This window comes from Corynebacterium macginleyi (assembly GCF_003688935.1).
Lineage (GTDB): Bacteria > Actinomycetota > Actinomycetes > Mycobacteriales > Mycobacteriaceae > Corynebacterium > Corynebacterium macginleyi.
Genome location: NZ_REGE01000011.1, coordinates 1 through 17376 on the forward strand (window position 1 = coordinate 1; position 17376 = coordinate 17376).

The 17376-nt window shown below is 57.7% G+C and carries 16 protein-coding genes and 2 pseudogenes; 14 read left to right on the forward strand and 4 right to left on the reverse strand.

The features are described 5' to 3' along the window. Positions 1–82: 82 nt before the first annotated feature. The 8 genes and pseudogenes from D9V82_RS07990 to D9V82_RS08020 form a co-directional block, all read left to right on the forward strand. A pseudogene (locus D9V82_RS07990) lies at positions 83–662 on the forward strand (IS3 family transposase); the annotation flags it as partial. Positions 663–1083: 421 nt separating this feature from the next. Then, positions 1084–1275 carry a hypothetical protein gene (locus D9V82_RS07995; RefSeq protein WP_121911883.1) on the forward strand — a complete coding sequence of 64 codons (192 nt, stop codon included), beginning with the start codon at positions 1084–1086 and terminating at the stop codon, positions 1273–1275. 167 nt (positions 1276–1442) lie between these two features. After that, on the forward strand, positions 1443–2474 hold the full coding sequence (trpS, locus tag D9V82_RS08000; RefSeq protein WP_121911884.1) for a tryptophan--tRNA ligase: 1032 nt from the start codon (positions 1443–1445) through the stop codon (positions 2472–2474). Between the two features lie 95 nt (positions 2475–2569). Next, a complete protein-coding gene (locus tag D9V82_RS08005; RefSeq protein WP_121911885.1) occupies positions 2570–3649 on the forward strand; it encodes a YhjD/YihY/BrkB family envelope integrity protein in 1080 nt (359 codons plus the stop codon). Between the two features lie 54 nt (positions 3650–3703). Next, positions 3704–4195: a hypothetical protein gene (locus D9V82_RS12660; protein ID WP_239088603.1), complete on the forward strand. Its 492-nt coding sequence runs from the start codon at positions 3704–3706 to the stop codon at positions 4193–4195. 15 nt (positions 4196–4210) lie between these two features. Beyond that, positions 4211–4471 carry an RDD family protein gene (locus D9V82_RS12665; protein ID WP_338079642.1) on the forward strand — a complete coding sequence of 87 codons (261 nt, stop codon included), beginning with the start codon at positions 4211–4213 and terminating at the stop codon, positions 4469–4471. A 46-nt stretch (positions 4472–4517) separates the two neighbouring features. Further along, complete coding sequence (locus tag D9V82_RS08015) at positions 4518–5429, forward strand: amidohydrolase family protein (RefSeq protein WP_234458135.1); 912 nt, start codon at positions 4518–4520, stop codon at positions 5427–5429. A gap of 30 nt (positions 5430–5459) precedes the next feature. Further along, complete coding sequence (locus D9V82_RS08020; protein WP_121911887.1) at positions 5460–6137, forward strand: type 1 glutamine amidotransferase domain-containing protein; 678 nt, start codon at positions 5460–5462, stop codon at positions 6135–6137. Positions 6138–6395: 258 nt separating this feature from the next. Here D9V82_RS08020 and D9V82_RS08025 read toward each other — a convergent pair whose 3' ends face one another. From D9V82_RS08025 to D9V82_RS08035, 3 genes are read right to left on the reverse strand one after another with little or no spacing between them, the layout of a single operon-like run. After that, a complete protein-coding gene (locus D9V82_RS08025; protein ID WP_121911888.1) occupies positions 6396–7634 on the reverse strand; it encodes a hypothetical protein in 1239 nt (412 codons plus the stop codon). Positions 7635–7688: 54 nt separating this feature from the next. Beyond that, positions 7689–8597 carry a C40 family peptidase gene (locus tag D9V82_RS08030; protein ID WP_121911889.1) on the reverse strand — a complete coding sequence of 303 codons (909 nt, stop codon included), beginning with the start codon at positions 8595–8597 and terminating at the stop codon, positions 7689–7691. After that, positions 8598–8876, reverse strand: a complete 279-nt coding sequence (locus tag D9V82_RS08035; RefSeq protein WP_121911890.1) for a chemotaxis protein — start codon at positions 8874–8876, stop codon at positions 8598–8600. Positions 8877–8932: 56 nt separating this feature from the next. On the opposite strand from D9V82_RS08035, the gene upp reads away from it, so the two are divergent. The 4 genes from upp (at position 8933) to D9V82_RS08055 (ending at position 12753) form a co-directional block, all read left to right on the forward strand. After that, on the forward strand, positions 8933–9568 hold the full coding sequence (gene upp / locus D9V82_RS08040; RefSeq protein WP_121911891.1) for a uracil phosphoribosyltransferase: 636 nt from the start codon (positions 8933–8935) through the stop codon (positions 9566–9568). 54 nt (positions 9569–9622) lie between these two features. Beyond that, on the forward strand, positions 9623–9985 hold the full coding sequence (locus tag D9V82_RS08045) for a helix-turn-helix domain-containing protein (RefSeq protein ID WP_121911892.1): 363 nt from the start codon (positions 9623–9625) through the stop codon (positions 9983–9985). A 79-nt stretch (positions 9986–10064) separates the two neighbouring features. Beyond that, a complete protein-coding gene (locus D9V82_RS08050) occupies positions 10065–11255 on the forward strand; it encodes a M20 family metallopeptidase (RefSeq protein ID WP_121911955.1) in 1191 nt (396 codons plus the stop codon). A 70-nt stretch (positions 11256–11325) separates the two neighbouring features. After that, a complete protein-coding gene (locus D9V82_RS08055) occupies positions 11326–12753 on the forward strand; it encodes an NAD(P)H-quinone dehydrogenase (RefSeq protein WP_121911893.1) in 1428 nt (475 codons plus the stop codon). Between the two features lie 63 nt (positions 12754–12816). On the opposite strand, the gene D9V82_RS12995 is transcribed toward D9V82_RS08055, so the two are convergent. Beyond that, a complete protein-coding gene (locus D9V82_RS12995; protein WP_310886192.1) occupies positions 12817–13089 on the reverse strand; it encodes a short-chain fatty acyl-CoA regulator family protein in 273 nt (90 codons plus the stop codon). A gap of 206 nt (positions 13090–13295) precedes the next feature. Between D9V82_RS12995 and D9V82_RS08065 the strand changes: the two are divergent. Together D9V82_RS08065 and D9V82_RS08070 are read left to right on the forward strand one after the other, a co-directional pair. Further along, a pseudogene (locus tag D9V82_RS08065) lies at positions 13296–13463 on the forward strand (citrate/2-methylcitrate synthase); the annotation flags it as partial. 447 nt (positions 13464–13910) lie between these two features. Next, positions 13911–17342, forward strand: coding sequence for a pyruvate carboxylase (locus tag D9V82_RS08070; protein ID WP_121911894.1), 3432 nt, complete (start codon positions 13911–13913; stop codon positions 17340–17342). Positions 17343–17376: the final 34 nt, after the last annotated feature.

Genomic DNA, 17376 nt, shown 5'->3' on the forward strand with positions numbered 1-17376 from the left:
AGACACCTCATGCACCGCACAGGAGACGCCAATGGTGACCACAACCAGCTAACCGCCTGACCTCAAACACAGAACTGAATACCGAGCCGAAAGCACAAACGGCTACACCACTACACGGGACTTGACCGTAGGCCGCAAGTTCACAGCTAATGAGCCAAATCGTGTGTATGTCGGCGACATCACCTACCTGCCCTGTAAGGGAGGCAAGAACATGTATTTGGCCACAGTCATTGACACGTATTCGCGGAAACTTGCAGGTTATGCACTCGCAGACCACATGCGGGTCTCACTGGTCATCGATGCCCTAGCCCACGCACACGGTGTGCGTGGCAGTCTTGACGGGGCTATTTTCCATTCCGATCACGGCAGTGTGTACACCTCACAAGCGTTTAGGAGCTATTGCTCGTCGTTGGGTGTGCGCCAGTCTATGACAGCGGTAGGAACGAGTGCTGATAATGCCTTGGCAGAATCGTTTAACGCCACGCTCAAGCGGGAAGTGCTGCGTGATAGGAAGATCTTTGACGATCCGATGACCTGCCGGCAGGAAGTCTTCCGGTGGTGCATGCGCTTATAACACGCGCCGGCGGCACTCCTGGTGCAACCTTGTAGCCCCTGATGTCTTTGAAGCCGAGACTTCAGCTACATGGACCACAGCAGCATAGCTAGCCCCCGATGTGTCCACTTTTCGGGGGTCGAGCCCATTGCACGTACAAAGCGAACCGTGCACTGGGTCGAAGATAAGGAGAAACAGTCGAAGGCGTTAGACGTGTAATAGCGCACGAGGTTACTTAGCTGAACCAATCAGGCGGCTAAAACCTGGTCCGCGCGCGTTTTTATCCGGTTTGGCATGAAAGTTTCGCAAATTGAACGCACATTTAATGAGTAACCGTATTGCGCGGCCGCCAGTCCACAGGGGGAGGAACCTCCCTAGTGGCACGTACTCGCCAGGGGCAGGGGAAGTGGATGTGCAGCAGGAATGGGTCTTCAACAAGGAGTACGTGGGCAGGCAGCGGACCCAAAGCTCAAATAGTAGTGCTAGTATAGGCACGTTAAAAATTTCGAAATCTGTAACGGAGAAAGTTCATGGCTCGCGCAATTATTCCCTTGGTCCTTGGCGCTATAATCCTCGGCCTGAGCATGTGGTGGTGGACTGTTGTCGGACCGTCCTTCGCTTTCCTTGGCCCCATCGTTCTCATGGGGGTCGGCGGTGCCTTCATGGTGTCCGGTTTTGCCATTTTCATGGACATTGTCAGCCCCACCTCCCGCAAGGTCTAAGGACGCGGTCTGACGATCAACGTTAGTGAACTGCTTGCGGTCGCGGCCCCACGCCTGCTCGATGCCATGGGGTATGGGCAACTTGCGGCGCAAGCGCGTGCGGTGACCGCGCGGCATCGTGGGCCGGCCAATCAACAACCAAAAATGACAGAGTACCATTAGCTGACATGACTGATTCCACTGCATCTAATTCTGCATCCCGCGTCCTTTCCGGCATTCAGCCCACCGCTGATTCTTATCATTTGGGAAACTACCTGGGAGCACTCAAGCAGTGGATAAATTTGCAGGAAGGCTGCGATGCTTTCTACTTCATCCCGGATCTGCACGCGATTACCGTGGAGCAAAATCCGGAGGAACTGCGCAATCGCACCGTGGCAGGTGCCGCCCAGCTCATCGCATTGGGGATCGACCCGGATAAATCTACCCTCTTCGTTCAGTCCCACGTGCCTGCCCATGCGGAGCTGACCTGGGTATTTCAGTGCCTGACCGGCTTTGGTGAGGCCTCCCGCATGACGCAGTTCAAGGATAAATCCGCCAAACGTGGTGCCGATCGCACCTCGGTGGGCCTTTTCACCTACCCCATCCTGATGGCTGCAGATATCCTGCTGTACTCGCCGGATTACGTGCCGGTGGGTGAGGATCAACGCCAGCACCTGGAGCTCACCCGCACTTTAGCCGAGCGCTTTAATAATAAATACGGTGAGACCTTTCGCGTGCCCGAACCGTTTATTCCGGAGGGCGCGGCAAAAATTTATGACCTGCAGGACCCTACGTCTAAGATGTCTAAGTCCGGTCCCAATCCTAAGGGATTGGTCAACCTGCTCGATGCCCCAAAGACCTCTGCCAAGCGCATCAAGTCCGCTGTGACCGATGATCTCGGCGCAGTTGCTTTCGACCGGGAAAACCAGCCGGGGGTATCGAACTTGCTGGTCATCCAGTCCGCACTGACCGGAGAATCCATCGACTCCTTGGTGGAAAAATACGCCGGTAAGGGCTACGGTCACCTGAAGGTGGATACCGCGGACGCGCTGGAGGCCTTCACCACGCCCCTCAAACAGCGCTATGACGAGCTCATGGCGGATCGCGGTGAGCTGGAGCGCATCCTAGAGCGCGGTGCGCGCACCGCACAGGAAGTAGCGCAGCCGCTTGTGGATGCCGTCTATGAAAAAGTCGGCTTCTTTCCGCGCTCACGCAGATAGCAGGTACCCCTTAACCCACCCCGCCGAGGGACAAGTGGGTGTTCCCCAGCTACGCTATACGGGGATAAACGCTGTGCGAGCAAGAAGGGAAGCACGTGTCCACCACCACGAAATCCTCCTCTAAAAAGACAGACCACTACGGCATCGAGCGTGCTAACGCCGATGATCCGGGAGCGATCGATAAAGTCCGGCGCAAGTCGCCTATTGTCGATCATCTCATGCGCATGCAGGAGCGCTATGCCGCGGAGGGTGGTAACCAATTCTCCGCCGGCATCACCTATTACTCGGTTCTGTCCATCTTCCCGTTGGCAATGCTGCTGGTAGCCACCATCGCCGCGGTCCTTGCGAACCGTGAGGATTTGCTCAATGATCTGCAGTCCTACATCACGGACTCTATTGATGGGAATCTCAGTGAATCAGTCAATGAGATTTTGGATAAGGCCATCGAACAGCGCGGGGCGATGTTTGGTATTGGTGGTTTAACCACCCTGTGGTCTGGATTGGGGTGGATGAATCACCTGCGCATTGGCATTTCTGCCATGTGGGGTATCGACGCCAACGACGGCGGCTCTTTTCTGAAAAAGAAGTTTTCTGATCTCTTGGGCCTGATCGGCCTGATCATTGCTTTCGTCGTGGCCTTCGGTGTGACCGCTGCTGGTTCCTCTGGACTCACGCAGAAGGTCTTTGAACTCTTAGGGATAGATTCCTTCCCGGGCATGGGCTACGTCTTCTTCTTCAGTGGCCTGTTGCTGGGGCTTATCGCCAACTTCATCGTCATGTGGTGGCTGATTATGATCTTGCCGCGGACCAAGGTACCTAAAAAGTCTGGCTTTATCGGTGCCGCCATGGGTGCGGTCGCGTTCGAGGTCATTAAGCAGCTATCCACCGTGATTATGTCCTCTGCCACCGGCAGCCCGGCTGGTGCGGTCTTTGGTCCGGTTATCGTTTTGATGATTCTCATGTATCTGGTGTGGCGTGTAGTGCTGTATATTTCGGCTTGGACCGCGACGACCGCGGAATCCCTGAAGTACGCCCGCCCGCCGGTTCCAGAACCCGCGGTTATCCGGGTGCGCAATGAGGTGCGTGAGGGTGCACCGGCGGGTGTGGTCTTCGGTGTGGGCACCGCGCTGGGTGCTGTGGCCGTGGGCGTGGTGAAGCTTTTCCGCCGCAAATAAAATCTTCCCTTTGGGCGAAGACGTCGCGCGCGTTATACCTTTAATATAGACATTATGAACGCCGATGATATCGCCCCAGACCTCTACGAAAAGTGGGACCTTGACCGCAGTGGTGGCGAGGATGAGCTTTCTGTTTTATTGGAAGCAAAAGACATTAAACTTGGGCAGCAAGGATATAACCCCGATGAGCCACGGCGCGTACAGTTGCGCATAGCAGCTAGTATCTTGGGGTCGGCGATTAAGAGGACCGAATACGATCAAGCTTTACGCACTGGCCTTCGCCCGACGTGGGGCGAGCTCGGCACGCTGAGCTCGGTGGGGCAGTGGTCACTGGCAGCGCGCCCACAGGGTCTGGGGCAGGCAGCGGGTTTTGTCGTGCCGAACCAGGAGCAGGAACGGCCAACGCAGGATACGCGCATTGGCTTAGGCATCGTGGATTTACTCTTAGCCGGTGGTATCAGTAGCGCATGTGGTGGGGGCGTCGACGAGCTTGTGAATTCGGGAACCTTGTCCTATGTAGTTGCCTGCATTACGATGGTGGTCTAAGTTTTGGGCAGCGAGGTGTGGATGGGGGCTAGTCCAGCAAAGATTCTTGCAGGCTACACCGTGCGGGACGTGGACACGAAGGAAAAGCTCAGCCTCAGCCAGTCCGCAAAACGCCAGTGGTGGCGCCTGATCAATATAATCCCTGGAATTGGGCACTTGGTAGGCATGGTGGCGGTGGTGGTGCTGACGACCACGATTAACGAGGAAAACCGCCGGCGTGGTTCCCACGACGAGCTCGCAAACGCAGAAGTGGTCAAAAGGAGGCCGCGTAAGTAGGCCGCTGGCATAGCGTATCCAAGGACAGGTGCCTACGATGGTGCGCATGCATGATGTACCGTTAATTAGCCCCGAAAATAAGGATTCTGCCGAGAGCCTGGTGGAACAATTGCCCAAGGTATCTCTCTGGGAACCGATTCGTTCGCAGGCTAGCACCGCGGAGGAATTGATCGCAGACATTCGCGAGCAGTGTGCCCAGCTTGCTGATGACCATGTGGTCTACGCCGAGTTGCAGCTCAACCCCGCGGCTTATTCTTTCGATACATCAGCAGTCGTGCGCGAGGTAGCCGCAGAACGCTTCGGCGATCTCCAAGTACGGTTTGTCATCGAGGCCACAGAGGTATCGGCTCATGTCGGAGACTCCGCGGACATTGCGGGCTACGCCCTACCGGAGGGCCACGCTACAGCGGCAGCAAAGTTCCGCACGAATTACCTGCCTACCCAGATCCCGGTGGGCGAGGATTTCACCGCCATCGAAAGTGCGGCGCAGGCCGGAGTAAACCGCTTGCTTCGACCAGTGAATATGATTGATGATTTCGCCGCCGATGTCGAGGGAATTCGTCCGGGCAAGGCCTCCGGATGGATACGCGACCGACATATCCCACTGGTATTTTCGCCGTTGGACGAGGTTGAGGAACTCACGGATCATCCGCTTCCGCTCTTGCAGCAGCTTGGCTTTACCTGTTGCGTTTCTTCCGGAGATTCCACGTTGAGCAGGCAGTTTCTCGCCTTAAGTGAGACCTTTGGGTATGGCTTGGAGGAGTTTTTCGATCTCACCGTTAAAGCGATTGAGAATATTTTCGACACCGAAGAAACACGGCAGCGTATCCTTGAGACCGTTATTCTTCCGGCCTACGAGGACTTATCCGATCCAGAACTTGCCGGCCCCGATACCGAGGATTCACTGGAGGGTTCTGGGTTCTCAATGAACCTGAATGATAACGCTTCCGCAGAGTAATAGATAGTTAATCAACATAAAGGAGAAGACATGCCTTCCGCACTATTCGTTGTTACCGCCGCGGATAAGTGGACGCTAGCTGATGGCAGTACCCGTCCCACTGGATACTGGGCCGAGGAGCTCATAGCTCCGCACCGGGTGTTTAAGAACGCTGGTTGGAAAATTGAGTTTGCCACGCCGAACGCTAAGGCCCCCGTAGTAGACGAATACAGCCTCGAGGTATTGTCTGAGGACGAGCGCGCCGAGCAAGAGAACTACCTAGCTGAAATCGGTCCAGATCTGGAAGCCCCACTGAACCTGGCCGATGTTAAGGAAGCTGACTACGACCTCGTCTTTTATCCCGGCGGCCATGGCCCGATGGAGGACCTGGCTTATGACCAAGACTCCGCCCAGCTTTTGCAGAAGCGCATCGAATCCGGCCGCGCTCTGTCCCTGGTATGCCACGCACCGGCTGCCTTGCTTGCGCTGGACAATGACAACTGGCCGCTTAAGGGCTACGCCATGACCGGCTTTACCAACGCCGAAGAGGGCGAGGAGACCATCGCCGCTGCTAAGTGGGTTGTTGAGACCCGCCTGCGCGAACTCGGCGCTGATTTCAAGCAGACCGATCCTATGCAGCCTTACGTAGAGGTTGATCGTAACCTCTACACTGGCCAGAACCCTGCGTCCTCTGAGCCTCTGGCACAGCGCATTCTGCGCGACTTTTAAGGCGGACGCTGCAGGCTCTCGCCGCAGGCGACGCGCTCACCTGCTCGGCGGACCGGGTGGGTCATGCCGCCCACATGGGGCGCCGTGAGACATCGACCCCCTTTTCAAGATGAGTCCGGGGCCTTTGTCGCCGCACGTGGCCTTCGCCACCGCACTGCAGGATGACGGGGTGGAAACCACGCCCTTTACTGCGGAGCGGCTGGACTGGGGCGAAAGGTCGCGGCTGGCGCTCGCTAGAGCCAGTAGTTCTAAAAACTTTTAGAACCGGGAAAAACGCTTAATCAGCATGTTCTCAAGGCCCTTCCAGGATTCTGCGTGCTCGCTATACGGCTTGGACGGCACGTAGCCAGCGTGTTCGGTGGAACCGAGCATGTAGCCGAGGTAGTCCTGCAGGCGTGGATTGGCCAACATGTAGGAGTTAATGGAATCGTCCCCAGCCCAGTCCGCAGCATCGGCGCAGACCTCGTAGCAGCGCGATATTTGGTCGGTATCGACCGCCTCTGGTCCCTTTTCAATATCGCGTACAAGGCCGTTGAAGGAATATTGGTTATCCGGGTGGACTTGAACCTCCAGTTCACCAGCATTAGCTGCGGTGACGACGTCTTCCCAGGTGGATACGCGTGCCAAGTCGTGGTCATCATTATCGATCAGCCATCGCACTAGCGTCTTGGAGGAATCGAAGGTAAAGATTTCGCCCCACTTACCCAAGAAGATGGGATTACCGTTCACGTAGGTACGCAGCGTGTAGACGGACTTGGACTGCGCGGTTATCTTGATCGGGTCGATACCGGCGGCGGCCCAAGGTGACTCGTCATAGGGGTCGGCGGCTTCCGCTGCGGCCTTGCGCTTTTCTTCGGCTTCTTTGGCGGCAGCCTCGGCGGCACTCGCCGCCTCGGAAATGCGGGTTTTAGCATCCGAGACCGCGGCGGCGTCGAAGTCATCGCTAGGAACCACGCGGATGTGCTCATCCAGATCCGCGATGACCTTCTTCCAATTGGCCAGGATGACCCGTCCGACACCGCTCCACTCACTCATGCCTTGCTCGCCGGAGTAGTGATCGGCGCCGCGGTTAACGTTGCGCAAGATGGAGTGGGTGGCGAAGAAGATGGTGGTCTGTTCCGCAGCAGCGACACCGGCAAGCGCAGATGCCACCTCGAGGTCGCGCGCCACGGTTGAGACATTAGCGTGGTTGGGGCGGCCGGCGAGGACCTCCGGCATGCCGATGAGGTCGTATTCATCACGTTTTGCCGGGGTAACGCGGTGCGCTGGACGGGCGGCAAATTGCTCCCACTGCGGGTGATCCAGCAGGTCATGCTTGGCATCAGATTCCAGGTAGCACAGCAGCTCAGCGGGGGAGTCAAAGACCAAGACGGAGTCATCGTCGCCCAAAAAGGCCTGCCATTCGGAGCCTTTTTCGCGCCACTTGGGCGCCCAGAGGGTATAAAAATCGCCCTCAGTCAAGGAGAGCTTAATAGGCACAATCGCACGGTTAATCATGGCGTTTTATTCTACCCAACGCCCCGGCTATCGTGCGGAATGGCCGGGCGCTTGTTAAGCGGTAGGCCGCCAAAAACCTTTAAATTGCATGCCCATATTATTCGTCCGCAGCGGATTGGTCTGCACCGGGTCGCCGGCCTCCACAATCTCGCCGTCTCCAGAATACATCGCCACATGGCCATCCCAGACGACCAGATCACCGGGCTGGAGCTGATCAGCACTGACTTGTTTGCCGATCGCCTGCTGGTCTGCTGTACGCGGTATATCCACCCCCGCCTGGGAATAGGCCCATTGGGTAAGCCCTGAGCAGTCGAAGCCGCCATTGCCGGTCCCGCCCCAGGCATAAGGCTGGCCCAACTGGCTTTTCGCCGCTGCAACAGCCGCACGTCCGACGTCCCCAGCAGCTTCTGCACCCGCCGCCGGTTGCGATGAGGGAGCAGGGGCCGGTTCTGGTGCAGGAGCCACACCCGTGGGCGATCCCGCGGTGGCCGCGACCTGTTGAGGCAGGCCAACGGCGGATTCCACCGGCCGCAAGGAGATGGGTAAAAGGGTCGCGGCGGTGTTGGTGAGCTCATCTTTAAGGCGGTTGACCCGGGCCATCGCCCGGCCATTATGTTCGTCTATCACGGTGCGGAGAAATGCGAGCGCGGCAGCACGGGCGGCAGGATCGAGAGATAATAATCCCACCGTGGCCGGGGCAGCGGCGCAGATAAGCTGCGTGCCAATGCTGAAGAGATCTTCGGCAGCCGCCGTGATAAGCCTGCGTGCTTGGTCAAGTACGGCGGAGATGGTCTCATTATCACGGGTAAGGAGATTCGCGGCAGCAATAAGTTGGGTGGCATCGCCATGCGCGATATCCGCCAGCGGCTGCGCGGCGGAGAGATCTGGAATGCGGGGCAGCTCGACATCGGGCAGCGGCGAGGGCTGCAGCGCGGCTATATTTTCGAGGGCGGTAACAAGCACTTATATCGCCGCCCTGAGGGACTGGTCCAACGCCGCATCGGAGTCTTCGGCCTCCCGAGACATTAGAAAAGAAGACTGCGCGATGTGGCCCATATCGCGGCGCAGCATGGTCATCCGTGCTCCAATATTGTCGAGGGCGGCATGGACGGCCTCATTGAAAGCAATAAAGGCCCAATCTTCAGGCAATGCCGGGTGGGGCGGGTTGTTTCCTTGTGCTTTTGAGTGCAGGTCAAGGGCTAAAAGGCGGGCGTGTGCGGTATCTATCTGGAATGTTTTCATGCCCTATTGGACTGGTTAATGGTCCAAGTGGTTCCCAAAAGTTTAAAGTAGAGGGCATGGATATCCACGTCGTAGACCACCCGCTTGCCGCTTCCCGCTTGACCCTGATGCGCGATATGCGCAGCGATAACTCCGCTTTTCGCGCCGCGCTCAAGGACTTGGGAGCCATGCTTGTATATGAAGCCTCTCGCGATTTGGCGGTAGAAAACTTCGATTGCGAGACGCCGGTTGCCACCGCCCAGGGCGCCCGCCTGCAGGATCCACCTATTATCGTTCCTATTATTCGCGCTGGGCTCGGCATGGTGGACCCTGCCTTGTCGATGATTCCTGATGCCCAGGTCGGCTTCATTGGAATGGCGCGCGATGAAGAAACCCACGAACCCGTGCCGTACCTGGAGGCGCTGCCGCAGGACCTCACCGGGCGCACTGTCTTTGTCGTTGATCCCATGTTGGCCACCGGCGGGTCCTTGCTGCACGCCTTGCGCTTATTGGCTGCCCGCGGTGCTACCGATATCACCGCCATCTGCATGGTTGCGGCCCAGCATGGCGTGGACGCGCTGGAGAAATCGGGCCTTACTGTGCGCCTCGTAACCGCCGCCATCGATCCTGAGCTTAATGGGGATGCCTATATCGTGCCGGGGCTGGGCGATGCCGGCGATCGCCTCTACGGCCCGCGCAATATCGATTTTTAAGCTAGGATTTCTCTCTGAAAGCCCAAAAGTAGCTTTCACAAAGGGGGAAAAATCGTGAGTTTTATTCAATTAATGTGGTCGAGCTACGGCTACGGATTTTCGCAACAATTGCGTCGCGTGCGTGAGCGGCGGGGGATATCCCAGCAAGTGCTCGCAGATATTTCGGGGGTATCGCGCAGTCAGATTTCCAATCTGGAGCGTAATGAAAATGGCATACACACCATGGCAGACCCACAATTATCCACGGTGTACAAGCTGGCGCTGGCTTTAGAAATTCCGCCGGCGGTCTTGTTGCCGGCCGGTGGGGACGTGGTGGAGGGCCATTTGGCGGATTCCGCCGTGCTCGGTGTAGAAGATGTCGCGCCCTTCCCGCAGGACTATATCAACCAGCGGCGCTTTAGTAACGCGCGGGGCTAAACACCCTGACTTACTGAACCGCATGGTCTAGTTGTAGACTGCCTCCAAAGAGATAGTTCAGGAACAGGGAGGCGTGCGCGTGATCTCGGAGTTTATTAACGAGTGGTTTGATGCTCACCGTGCGGAGGTCATCGCGTGGCGGCGCCATATCCACCGCAATCCGGAAACGGCGAACCAAGAGGTCAACACCACCAACTTTATCGCGAATATTCTTGCGGATTACGGGCTCGAGCCGCAGCGCTTCCCACATACCGGCCTCATGCTGGACATCGGCCCTGACACGGAGCTTGGCCGGTTGGCCTTCCGCGCCGATATCGATGCCTTGCCCATCATGGAGGTGACCGGGCTAGAGTTTACCTCTCAGAAACCGGGCACCATGCATGCGTGTGGCCACGACGTGCACACCACCATCGCACTCGGACTTGCCTGCGCGTTGGCGGATTTCCAGCGGGTGAAAAAACTGGAACTGGGCATTCGCGTCATTTTCCAGCCGGCGGAGGAAGTGTGGGTCGGTGGTGCCACCGACGTTATTTCTTGGGGCGCGCTGGAAGGCGTGCATTCCATCTTCGCCATCCACGCCGAGCCGAAGCTGCGCGTGGGGCGCATCGGAATCCGCGCCGGGGCCATTACCTCGGCAACGGACGTGGTGGAGCTAAAGATCAAGGGTCCGGGTGGGCATACCTCGCGCCCGCACCTATCCGCGGACGTGGTCTATGCGCTGGGTAAGGTTATTACCGAGCTGCCGGCGCTGCTATCTCGCCGCATCGATCCGCGCACCGGCACCGTCTTGGTCTTTGGCCAGGTCAATTCCGGTTACGCCCCCAATGCGATCCCAGAAACCGGGACGCTGACTGGCACGATGCGTACCGCCGATATCGTTATCTGGCGCCAGATGCAGGAACTTTTCGCGGAACTGGTGGATCAGATCTTGGCGCCGGTGGGGGTAGAACACGAACTGACCTATAACCGCGGCGTGCCGCCCGTGCTTAATGATGACGTGGCTACCGCCTTGCTCGCTTCGGCCGCACAATCCATTGACCCGCAAGCCGTGGTGCAGGCCCCGCAGTCTTCCGGAGGTGAGGATTTTTCCTGGTACTTGGAGAAGGTGCCCGGTTCCATGGCGCGCCTTGGTTGCTGGTCCGGGGAAGGAGAACAGCACGATCTGCACATGGGTGACCTCATCGTGGATGAGCGGGCGATTGGTGTGGGCATTAAGCTTTTTGGGGCCGTGGTCGAGCAATTCATGGGGAAGAATGCGCAGGCGGACTAACCTGCAGGGTTTAGGTACGGGTTAGACTCGTAGGCGACTTTAAAAGTGGAGCTTATAAAGGAGCAATTGCGTGTTGAACCAGACCAAGCGAATTGTCATCATTGGCGGTGGCCCGGCGGGCTATGAGGCAGCGCTGGCTGGCGCCAAATATGGCGCGGAAATCACCATCATCGAAGACCAAGGCATGGGCGGCAATAGCGTGCTCTTGGACTGTGTTCCCTCCAAGTCCTTTATTGCCGGTGCCAATATTAAAACGGATTTGCGCCGTGCGGATGACATGGAGCTGAATGAGGGCATCGGTAAGGCGCAGCTGTCCATCAATGCACTGAACCAGCGCGTGCAAGATCTGGCGGCTAAGCAATCCGCTGATATCAGCAATACGATGGAGTCCCTGGGCGCTCGTGTTATCGATGGGCGGGCGTACTTTCCGGAGGATCAGCAGGCCGATGCCTTCGGTGGGCACAAGGTCACTGCAGTTTTCAACGAGGATGGGCACGAGGAAACCCTCGATGCGGATCTCGTATTGGTGGCAACCGGTGCTACCCCCCGCATCTTGCCCGGTGCCCAGCCGGACGGAGAGCGCATCCTGACCTGGCAGCAGGTTTATGACCTTACCGAGTTGCCGGAGCACCTGATTGTGGTTGGCTCCGGTGTCACCGGTGCTGAGTTCGTATCAGCCTTCGCCGAGCTAGGCGTCAAGGTTACGATGGTGGCCTCGCGCGATCGTATTTTGCCGCATGATGACGCTGATGCTGCCGACGTCCTAGAAACCGTGCTGAGCGAGCGCGGTGTCGAGCTTGAAAAGAACTGCCGCGTGGAAACCGTTAACCGCACCGAGGACGGCAACGTGCAGGTCACCACGCAAGATGGCCGCGAGATTCATGGTTCCCATGTCATTATGTCCATCGGTTCCATTCCAAACACCAAGGATCTGAAATTAGAGAATGTAGGCGTGGAAACCGCGAAGTCAGGGCACATCCAGGTGGACCGCGTTTCTCGGACCAATATTGCCGGCATCTACGCTGCAGGTGACTGCTCCGATCTCTTCCCGCTTGCCTCCGTGGCCGCGATGCAGGGCCGGGTCGCGATGTACCATGCGCTCGGTGAAGGTGTTTCGCCTTTGCGCCTAAAGACCGTGGCAAACGCGGTATTTACCCGCCCTGAGATCGCCGCGGTCGGCTTTACGCAGGCCGAAATTGAGGCCGGTGAAGTCGCCGCCCGCGCGATTACAATGCCGCTCAATACGAACCCGCGCGCGAAGATGCGCTCGCTGCAGCACGGTTTTGTCAAGCTATTTTGCCGCGCTACGTCCGGCCGCGTGATTGGTGGCGTCATCGTCGCGCCGACCGCCTCCGAGCTCATCCTGCCCATTGCCATGGCGGTGACCAACCAACTTACGGTAAACCAACTGGCCGATTCGTTCGCAGTTTACCCTTCGCTGTCTGGCACCATTACTGAGGCCGCCCGCCGCTTGGTGGCCCGCGATGACCTGGAGTAAACCTCGTTCCTAGAACGTGGAGTAGGTATGCCCCGCAGTGCGGTTGAGTCCGATTTAATCGGCCTATTCACCTCTAGCAGGGCGCGCTGTAGACAGCACTCGATGGGCCCAGGCCGTACAGCCTGGGCCCATCGAGGTGGAGGTGGAAATGACCAAATTAAGGGCGTTAGCATATGCGATCCGCTCCGCCTGGGCCATATCGCAGCCTAGGCTTACCGCGAATTCCTTGCGTATGCGGCGAGACGATCCGGCCGCATCGCAGGCCCCAATCTCCCCATTGGCCGGCGAGTTCTTCTGCGAGCATATCGAGTGTGTGAATGTAGCTATGTGCCTCATAGAAAAAATCGCGCACTGCTTCAAAAAGGGGGTGTTCCTAATTAGCTTGTTAACCTCGCGGGTGGATTAGCCGGAGTTGATTTTCTCAGCCGGGGTTGTTTGCGCGTGTTGCCCTACTAGTAAAGTAATGTCCGTGTACAGCCTTGATTGCCAGACGCATCTTTATCGCCATATTGCCGATGAACTGCGTTCCCAGGGGCAATCCCAACATCCTTGGTTTCGATATTGAGTTCTTCACCCCGATCTTCGTCATGGCCAGCATTACCGGCTGGACTGCGCACATTGTGGAACAAAATGAAAACAATTCGTTGATTCGTCCATTGTCCGCTTACGTCGGTGAAGAACAGCGCTCTGTTCCGCCGAAGTCCTTCTAAACGCGCAGCTTCCCGCACGGTTCGTCTTGTGATTCGACTCGTGGTTTGTTCCGCAGCGGACCGTGTAGTGGACCGTAGATGCTCCCCACCCTCGCGTGGGGAGCATTTGTGCATCCTCCCACGGGATAACTGAGCAATCCACGCCTTCAGATGCTGCATTTGCGCCTGAGTTATTGCATAGGAGGATGCGCATGTAGCAGTTGCGATCACGGCTCCGGCTGCGAAAAAATGCCGAGCAAAAAATTGCAGACTTTGCAGAATTGTGGGCCCTGTTATTACTGGTTGACTGGCAGAAATTCACCAGTCGAGATCTAAGTCGCAGGTGAGTGTAGAAAATCCCGCTTTGAAAAGGATGATAAAAACAATTCTTATCTCTAAAATGAGAGACGGATCACCCCAGTGGGGACGTTGCAACGCGGCGTCTTCCAAGTTGAAAGGAACACCCAAGTGGCCAATTCCGCCCTTCCATCGTTCGACAAGATTTTGGTAGCCAACCGTGGCGAAATCGCTGTGCGTGCCTTCCGTGCTGCCTTCGAAACGGGGGCTAAGACCGTCGCTGTCTATCCTCGTGAAGATCGCAACTCCTTTCATCGCGCGTTTGCGGATGAAGCAGTGCGTATTGGTGATGAGGGACAGCCCGTTAAGGCGTACCTTGATATCGAGGAAATCATCCGTGCTGCTAAGCAGTCTGAAGCAGATGCGATTTATCCGGGCTACGGTTTCTTATCCGAGCGCGCCGACTTGGCCCGTGCCTGCGAGGACAATGGCATCAAGTTCATTGGACCTACTCCGGCGACGTTGGAACTCACCGGCGATAAATCCGCTGCGGTTAACGCCGCGAAGGAAGCGGGGCTGCCGACGTTGCAGGACTCGGAGTCGACCACGGACATCGATAAGCTGGTAGCGGATGCTGCTGACTTTAACTTCCCGGTGTTTGTCAAGGCAGTATCCGGCGGTGGCGGGCGTGGTATGCGCTACGTGGAATCGGAGTCTGAACTGCGCGAACGGGCTGCAGAAGCCTCGCGCGAGGCTGAAGCAGCCTTTGGCGATGGTAGCGTTTACCTTGAGACCGCGGTGATTAATCCGCAACATATTGAGGTGCAAGTGCTCGCGGATTCGCAGGGTAATGTCATCCACCTCTTTGAGCGTGACTGCTCCGTGCAGCGCCGCCACCAGAAGGTCGTAGAAATTGCTCCCGCGCCGTCGTTGGATCCGGAGCTGCGCGACCGCATTTGCCAGGATGCCGTAAATTTCTGTGAACACATCAACTATGAGGGTGCCGGCACGGTGGAGTTCCTGGTGGATGAGCGCGGCAACCACGTCTTCATTGAGATGAACCCCCGCGTGCAGGTGGAGCACACCGTAACTGAGGAGATTACCGGTGTGGATATCGTCAAGGCGCAGATGAATATCGCCGCAGGTGCTTCTTTGGAAGACATCAACCTGGCACAAGAAGATATCGCGATTACCGGCTCCGCCCTCCAGTGTCGTATTACTACGGAAGATCCGAATAACGGCTTCCGTCCAGATACGGGTACGTTGACCGCGTACCGTTCGCCGGGTGGTGCTGGTGTGCGCTTGGATGGTGCGACCTCAGTGGGTGCTGAAGTATCGCCCAACTTCGACTCTCTGTTGGTCAAGATGACCTGTCGTGGTACCACTTTCGAGCAGGCAGTCCAACGCGCCCGCCGCGCGCTGAACGAGTTCCATGTATCCGGCGTGGCCACCAATATCGGCTTTCTGCGTGCCTTGCTCAATGAGTCCGACTTCGTTAATACCCGCGTCGATACCGGATTTATTGCTGACCACCCGGATCTGCTCAAGGCGCCACCAGCGGTGGATGAGTTCGGTCGTATCTTGGACTACATCGCGGATGTCACCGTGAATAAACCCAATGGTGACAGGCCTACCGCGCTGCGCCCCTTTGACAAGCTGCCGAAGTTTAAAGCGGAGGAGCCGCTCCCGCGCGGTGCCCGCGATGACCTCTTGGAGCTGGGTCCACAAAAATACGCGGAGAAGATTCGCGCCCAGGAACCTTTGATGGTTACGGATACCACGTTCCGCGATGCCCACCAGTCCCTGCTTGCTACCCGTGTACGCAGCACTGCCTTGGTTTCCGCGGCAGAGGCCGTGGCGCGCCTGACTCCCGAACTCTTTTCTGTCGAGGCATGGGGCGGTGCTACCTACGACGTGGCCATGCGCTTCCTTCACGAGGACCCTTGGGTGCGCCTGGACCTGCTGCGCAAGGCTATGCCGAACCAGAATATTCAGATGCTCCTGCGCGGGCGCAATACCGTGGGCTATACCCCGTACCCAGATTCGGTCTGCCGCTCGTTTGTGCAGGAAGCTACAAAGTCCGGTGTGGATGTCTTCCGCATTTTCGATGCACTGAATGATGTCTCCCAGATGCGCCCTGCCATCGATGCCGTGCTCGAAACGAACACCACCGTGGCCGAGGTAGCCATGGCCTATTCCGGTGACCTTTCTTCGCCGAAGGAAGACCTCTACACCTTGGACTACTACTTGAAGCTGGCCGAGCAGATTGTAGAATCCGGCGCGCACATCCTGGCTGTCAAGGACATGGCGGGACTGTTGCGCCCAGAAGCCGCACACGTCCTAGTCACCGCGCTACGCAAGGAATTCGACCTGCCGGTCCACGTGCACACGCACGATACCGCGGGCGGCCAGATTGCTACCTACTTCGCGGCGGCGCGCGCCGGTGCCGATATTGTCGACGGTGCCTCGGCACCGCTCGCCGGGACTACTTCGCAGCCTTCGCTTTCCGCGCTCATCGCTGCCTTTTCTAATTCCAAGCGCGATACCGGAATCGACCTGCAAGCGGTCTCGGACTTGGAGCCGTACTGGGAGGCCGTGCGCCAGCTGTATGCCCCGTTTGAAAATGGCATTCCGGGCCCGACCGGCCGCGTGTACAAGCACGAGATTCCGGGTGGTCAGCTGTCTAACCTGCGCGCACAGGCTGTGGCATTGGGCCTGGCGGATCGTTTCGAAGTCATCGAAGATAACTACGCCGCCGTCAACGAGATGTTGGGCCGCCCCACCAAGGTCACCCCGTCCTCCAAGGTGGTGGGTGACTTGGCGCTCCACCTCGTGGGCACCGGCGTTTCTCCGGAAGACTTCGCAGCTAACCCGAAGAAGTACGATATCCCGGATTCGGTGGACCAATTCCTGCGCGGCCAGCTGGGGACGCCTCCGGGTGGCTGGCCAGAGCTGCGCGATAAAGTCCTCGATGGCCGTGCCGAAACCGGTGCACAGATTAACGATGTCCCGGCAGAGGAACAGCCGCATTTGGAGTCGGATAACTCAGATGAGCGTCGCGCCAGCTTGAATCGCTTGCTTTTCCCCAAGCAGTTTGAGGAATTCAATGAGTTCCGCCGTAAGTATGGCAATACCGAGGCGTTGACAGATACGGTCTTTTTCTACGGGCTGACCGAAGGCGAAGAAAAAGTGGTGCACTTCTTCCCTGAAGACTCCACCGATCGCTCCAACCTAAAACAGATGGTGGTGCGCCTCGATGCTGTGGGTGAGCCGGATGAGAAGGGTATGCGCAATGTTGTGCTCAACGTCAACGGCCAAATCCGCCCGATGAAGGTGCGCGATGAAAACGCAGAATCCAGCGTAGCCACGGTAGAGAAGGCGGACCCGTCCAATGACGGCCATGTGGCGGCTCCGTTTGCCGGAGTGGTAAACCCCACGGCAGAGCCAGGCGATGAGGTCAAGGCCGGCGACCAAGTCGCGGTCATTGAGGCCATGAAGATGGAAGCTTCCATTTCTGCCACCAAGGATGGTGTGGTCGACCGCGTGGCCATTGGCCAGGCCACCAAAGTAGAAGGCGGGGATCTTCTCGTTGTCATCAAATAGCGGCGCCATCTAACGCGTACGCGTAAATCCCCTC

Coding starts and splice junctions, on each gene's coding strand:
- D9V82_RS08020 (WP_121911887.1), top strand. CDS start 5,460: ATGCCTTCCGCACTATTCGTTGTTACCGCCGCGGATAAGTGGACGCTA.
- D9V82_RS08025 (WP_121911888.1), bottom strand. CDS start 7,634: ATGATTAACCGTGCGATTGTGCCTATTAAGCTCTCCTTGACTGAGGGC.
- D9V82_RS07995 (WP_121911883.1), top strand. CDS start 1,084: ATGGCTCGCGCAATTATTCCCTTGGTCCTTGGCGCTATAATCCTCGGC.
- D9V82_RS08015 (WP_234458135.1), top strand. CDS start 4,518: ATGCATGATGTACCGTTAATTAGCCCCGAAAATAAGGATTCTGCCGAG.
- D9V82_RS12660 (WP_239088603.1), top strand. CDS start 3,704: ATGAACGCCGATGATATCGCCCCAGACCTCTACGAAAAGTGGGACCTT.
- upp (WP_121911891.1), top strand. CDS start 8,933: ATGGATATCCACGTCGTAGACCACCCGCTTGCCGCTTCCCGCTTGACC.
- trpS (WP_121911884.1), top strand. CDS start 1,443: ATGACTGATTCCACTGCATCTAATTCTGCATCCCGCGTCCTTTCCGGC.
- D9V82_RS12995 (WP_310886192.1), bottom strand. CDS start 13,089: ATGAGGCACATAGCTACATTCACACACTCGATATGCTCGCAGAAGAAC.
- D9V82_RS08035 (WP_121911890.1), bottom strand. CDS start 8,876: ATGAAAACATTCCAGATAGATACCGCACACGCCCGCCTTTTAGCCCTT.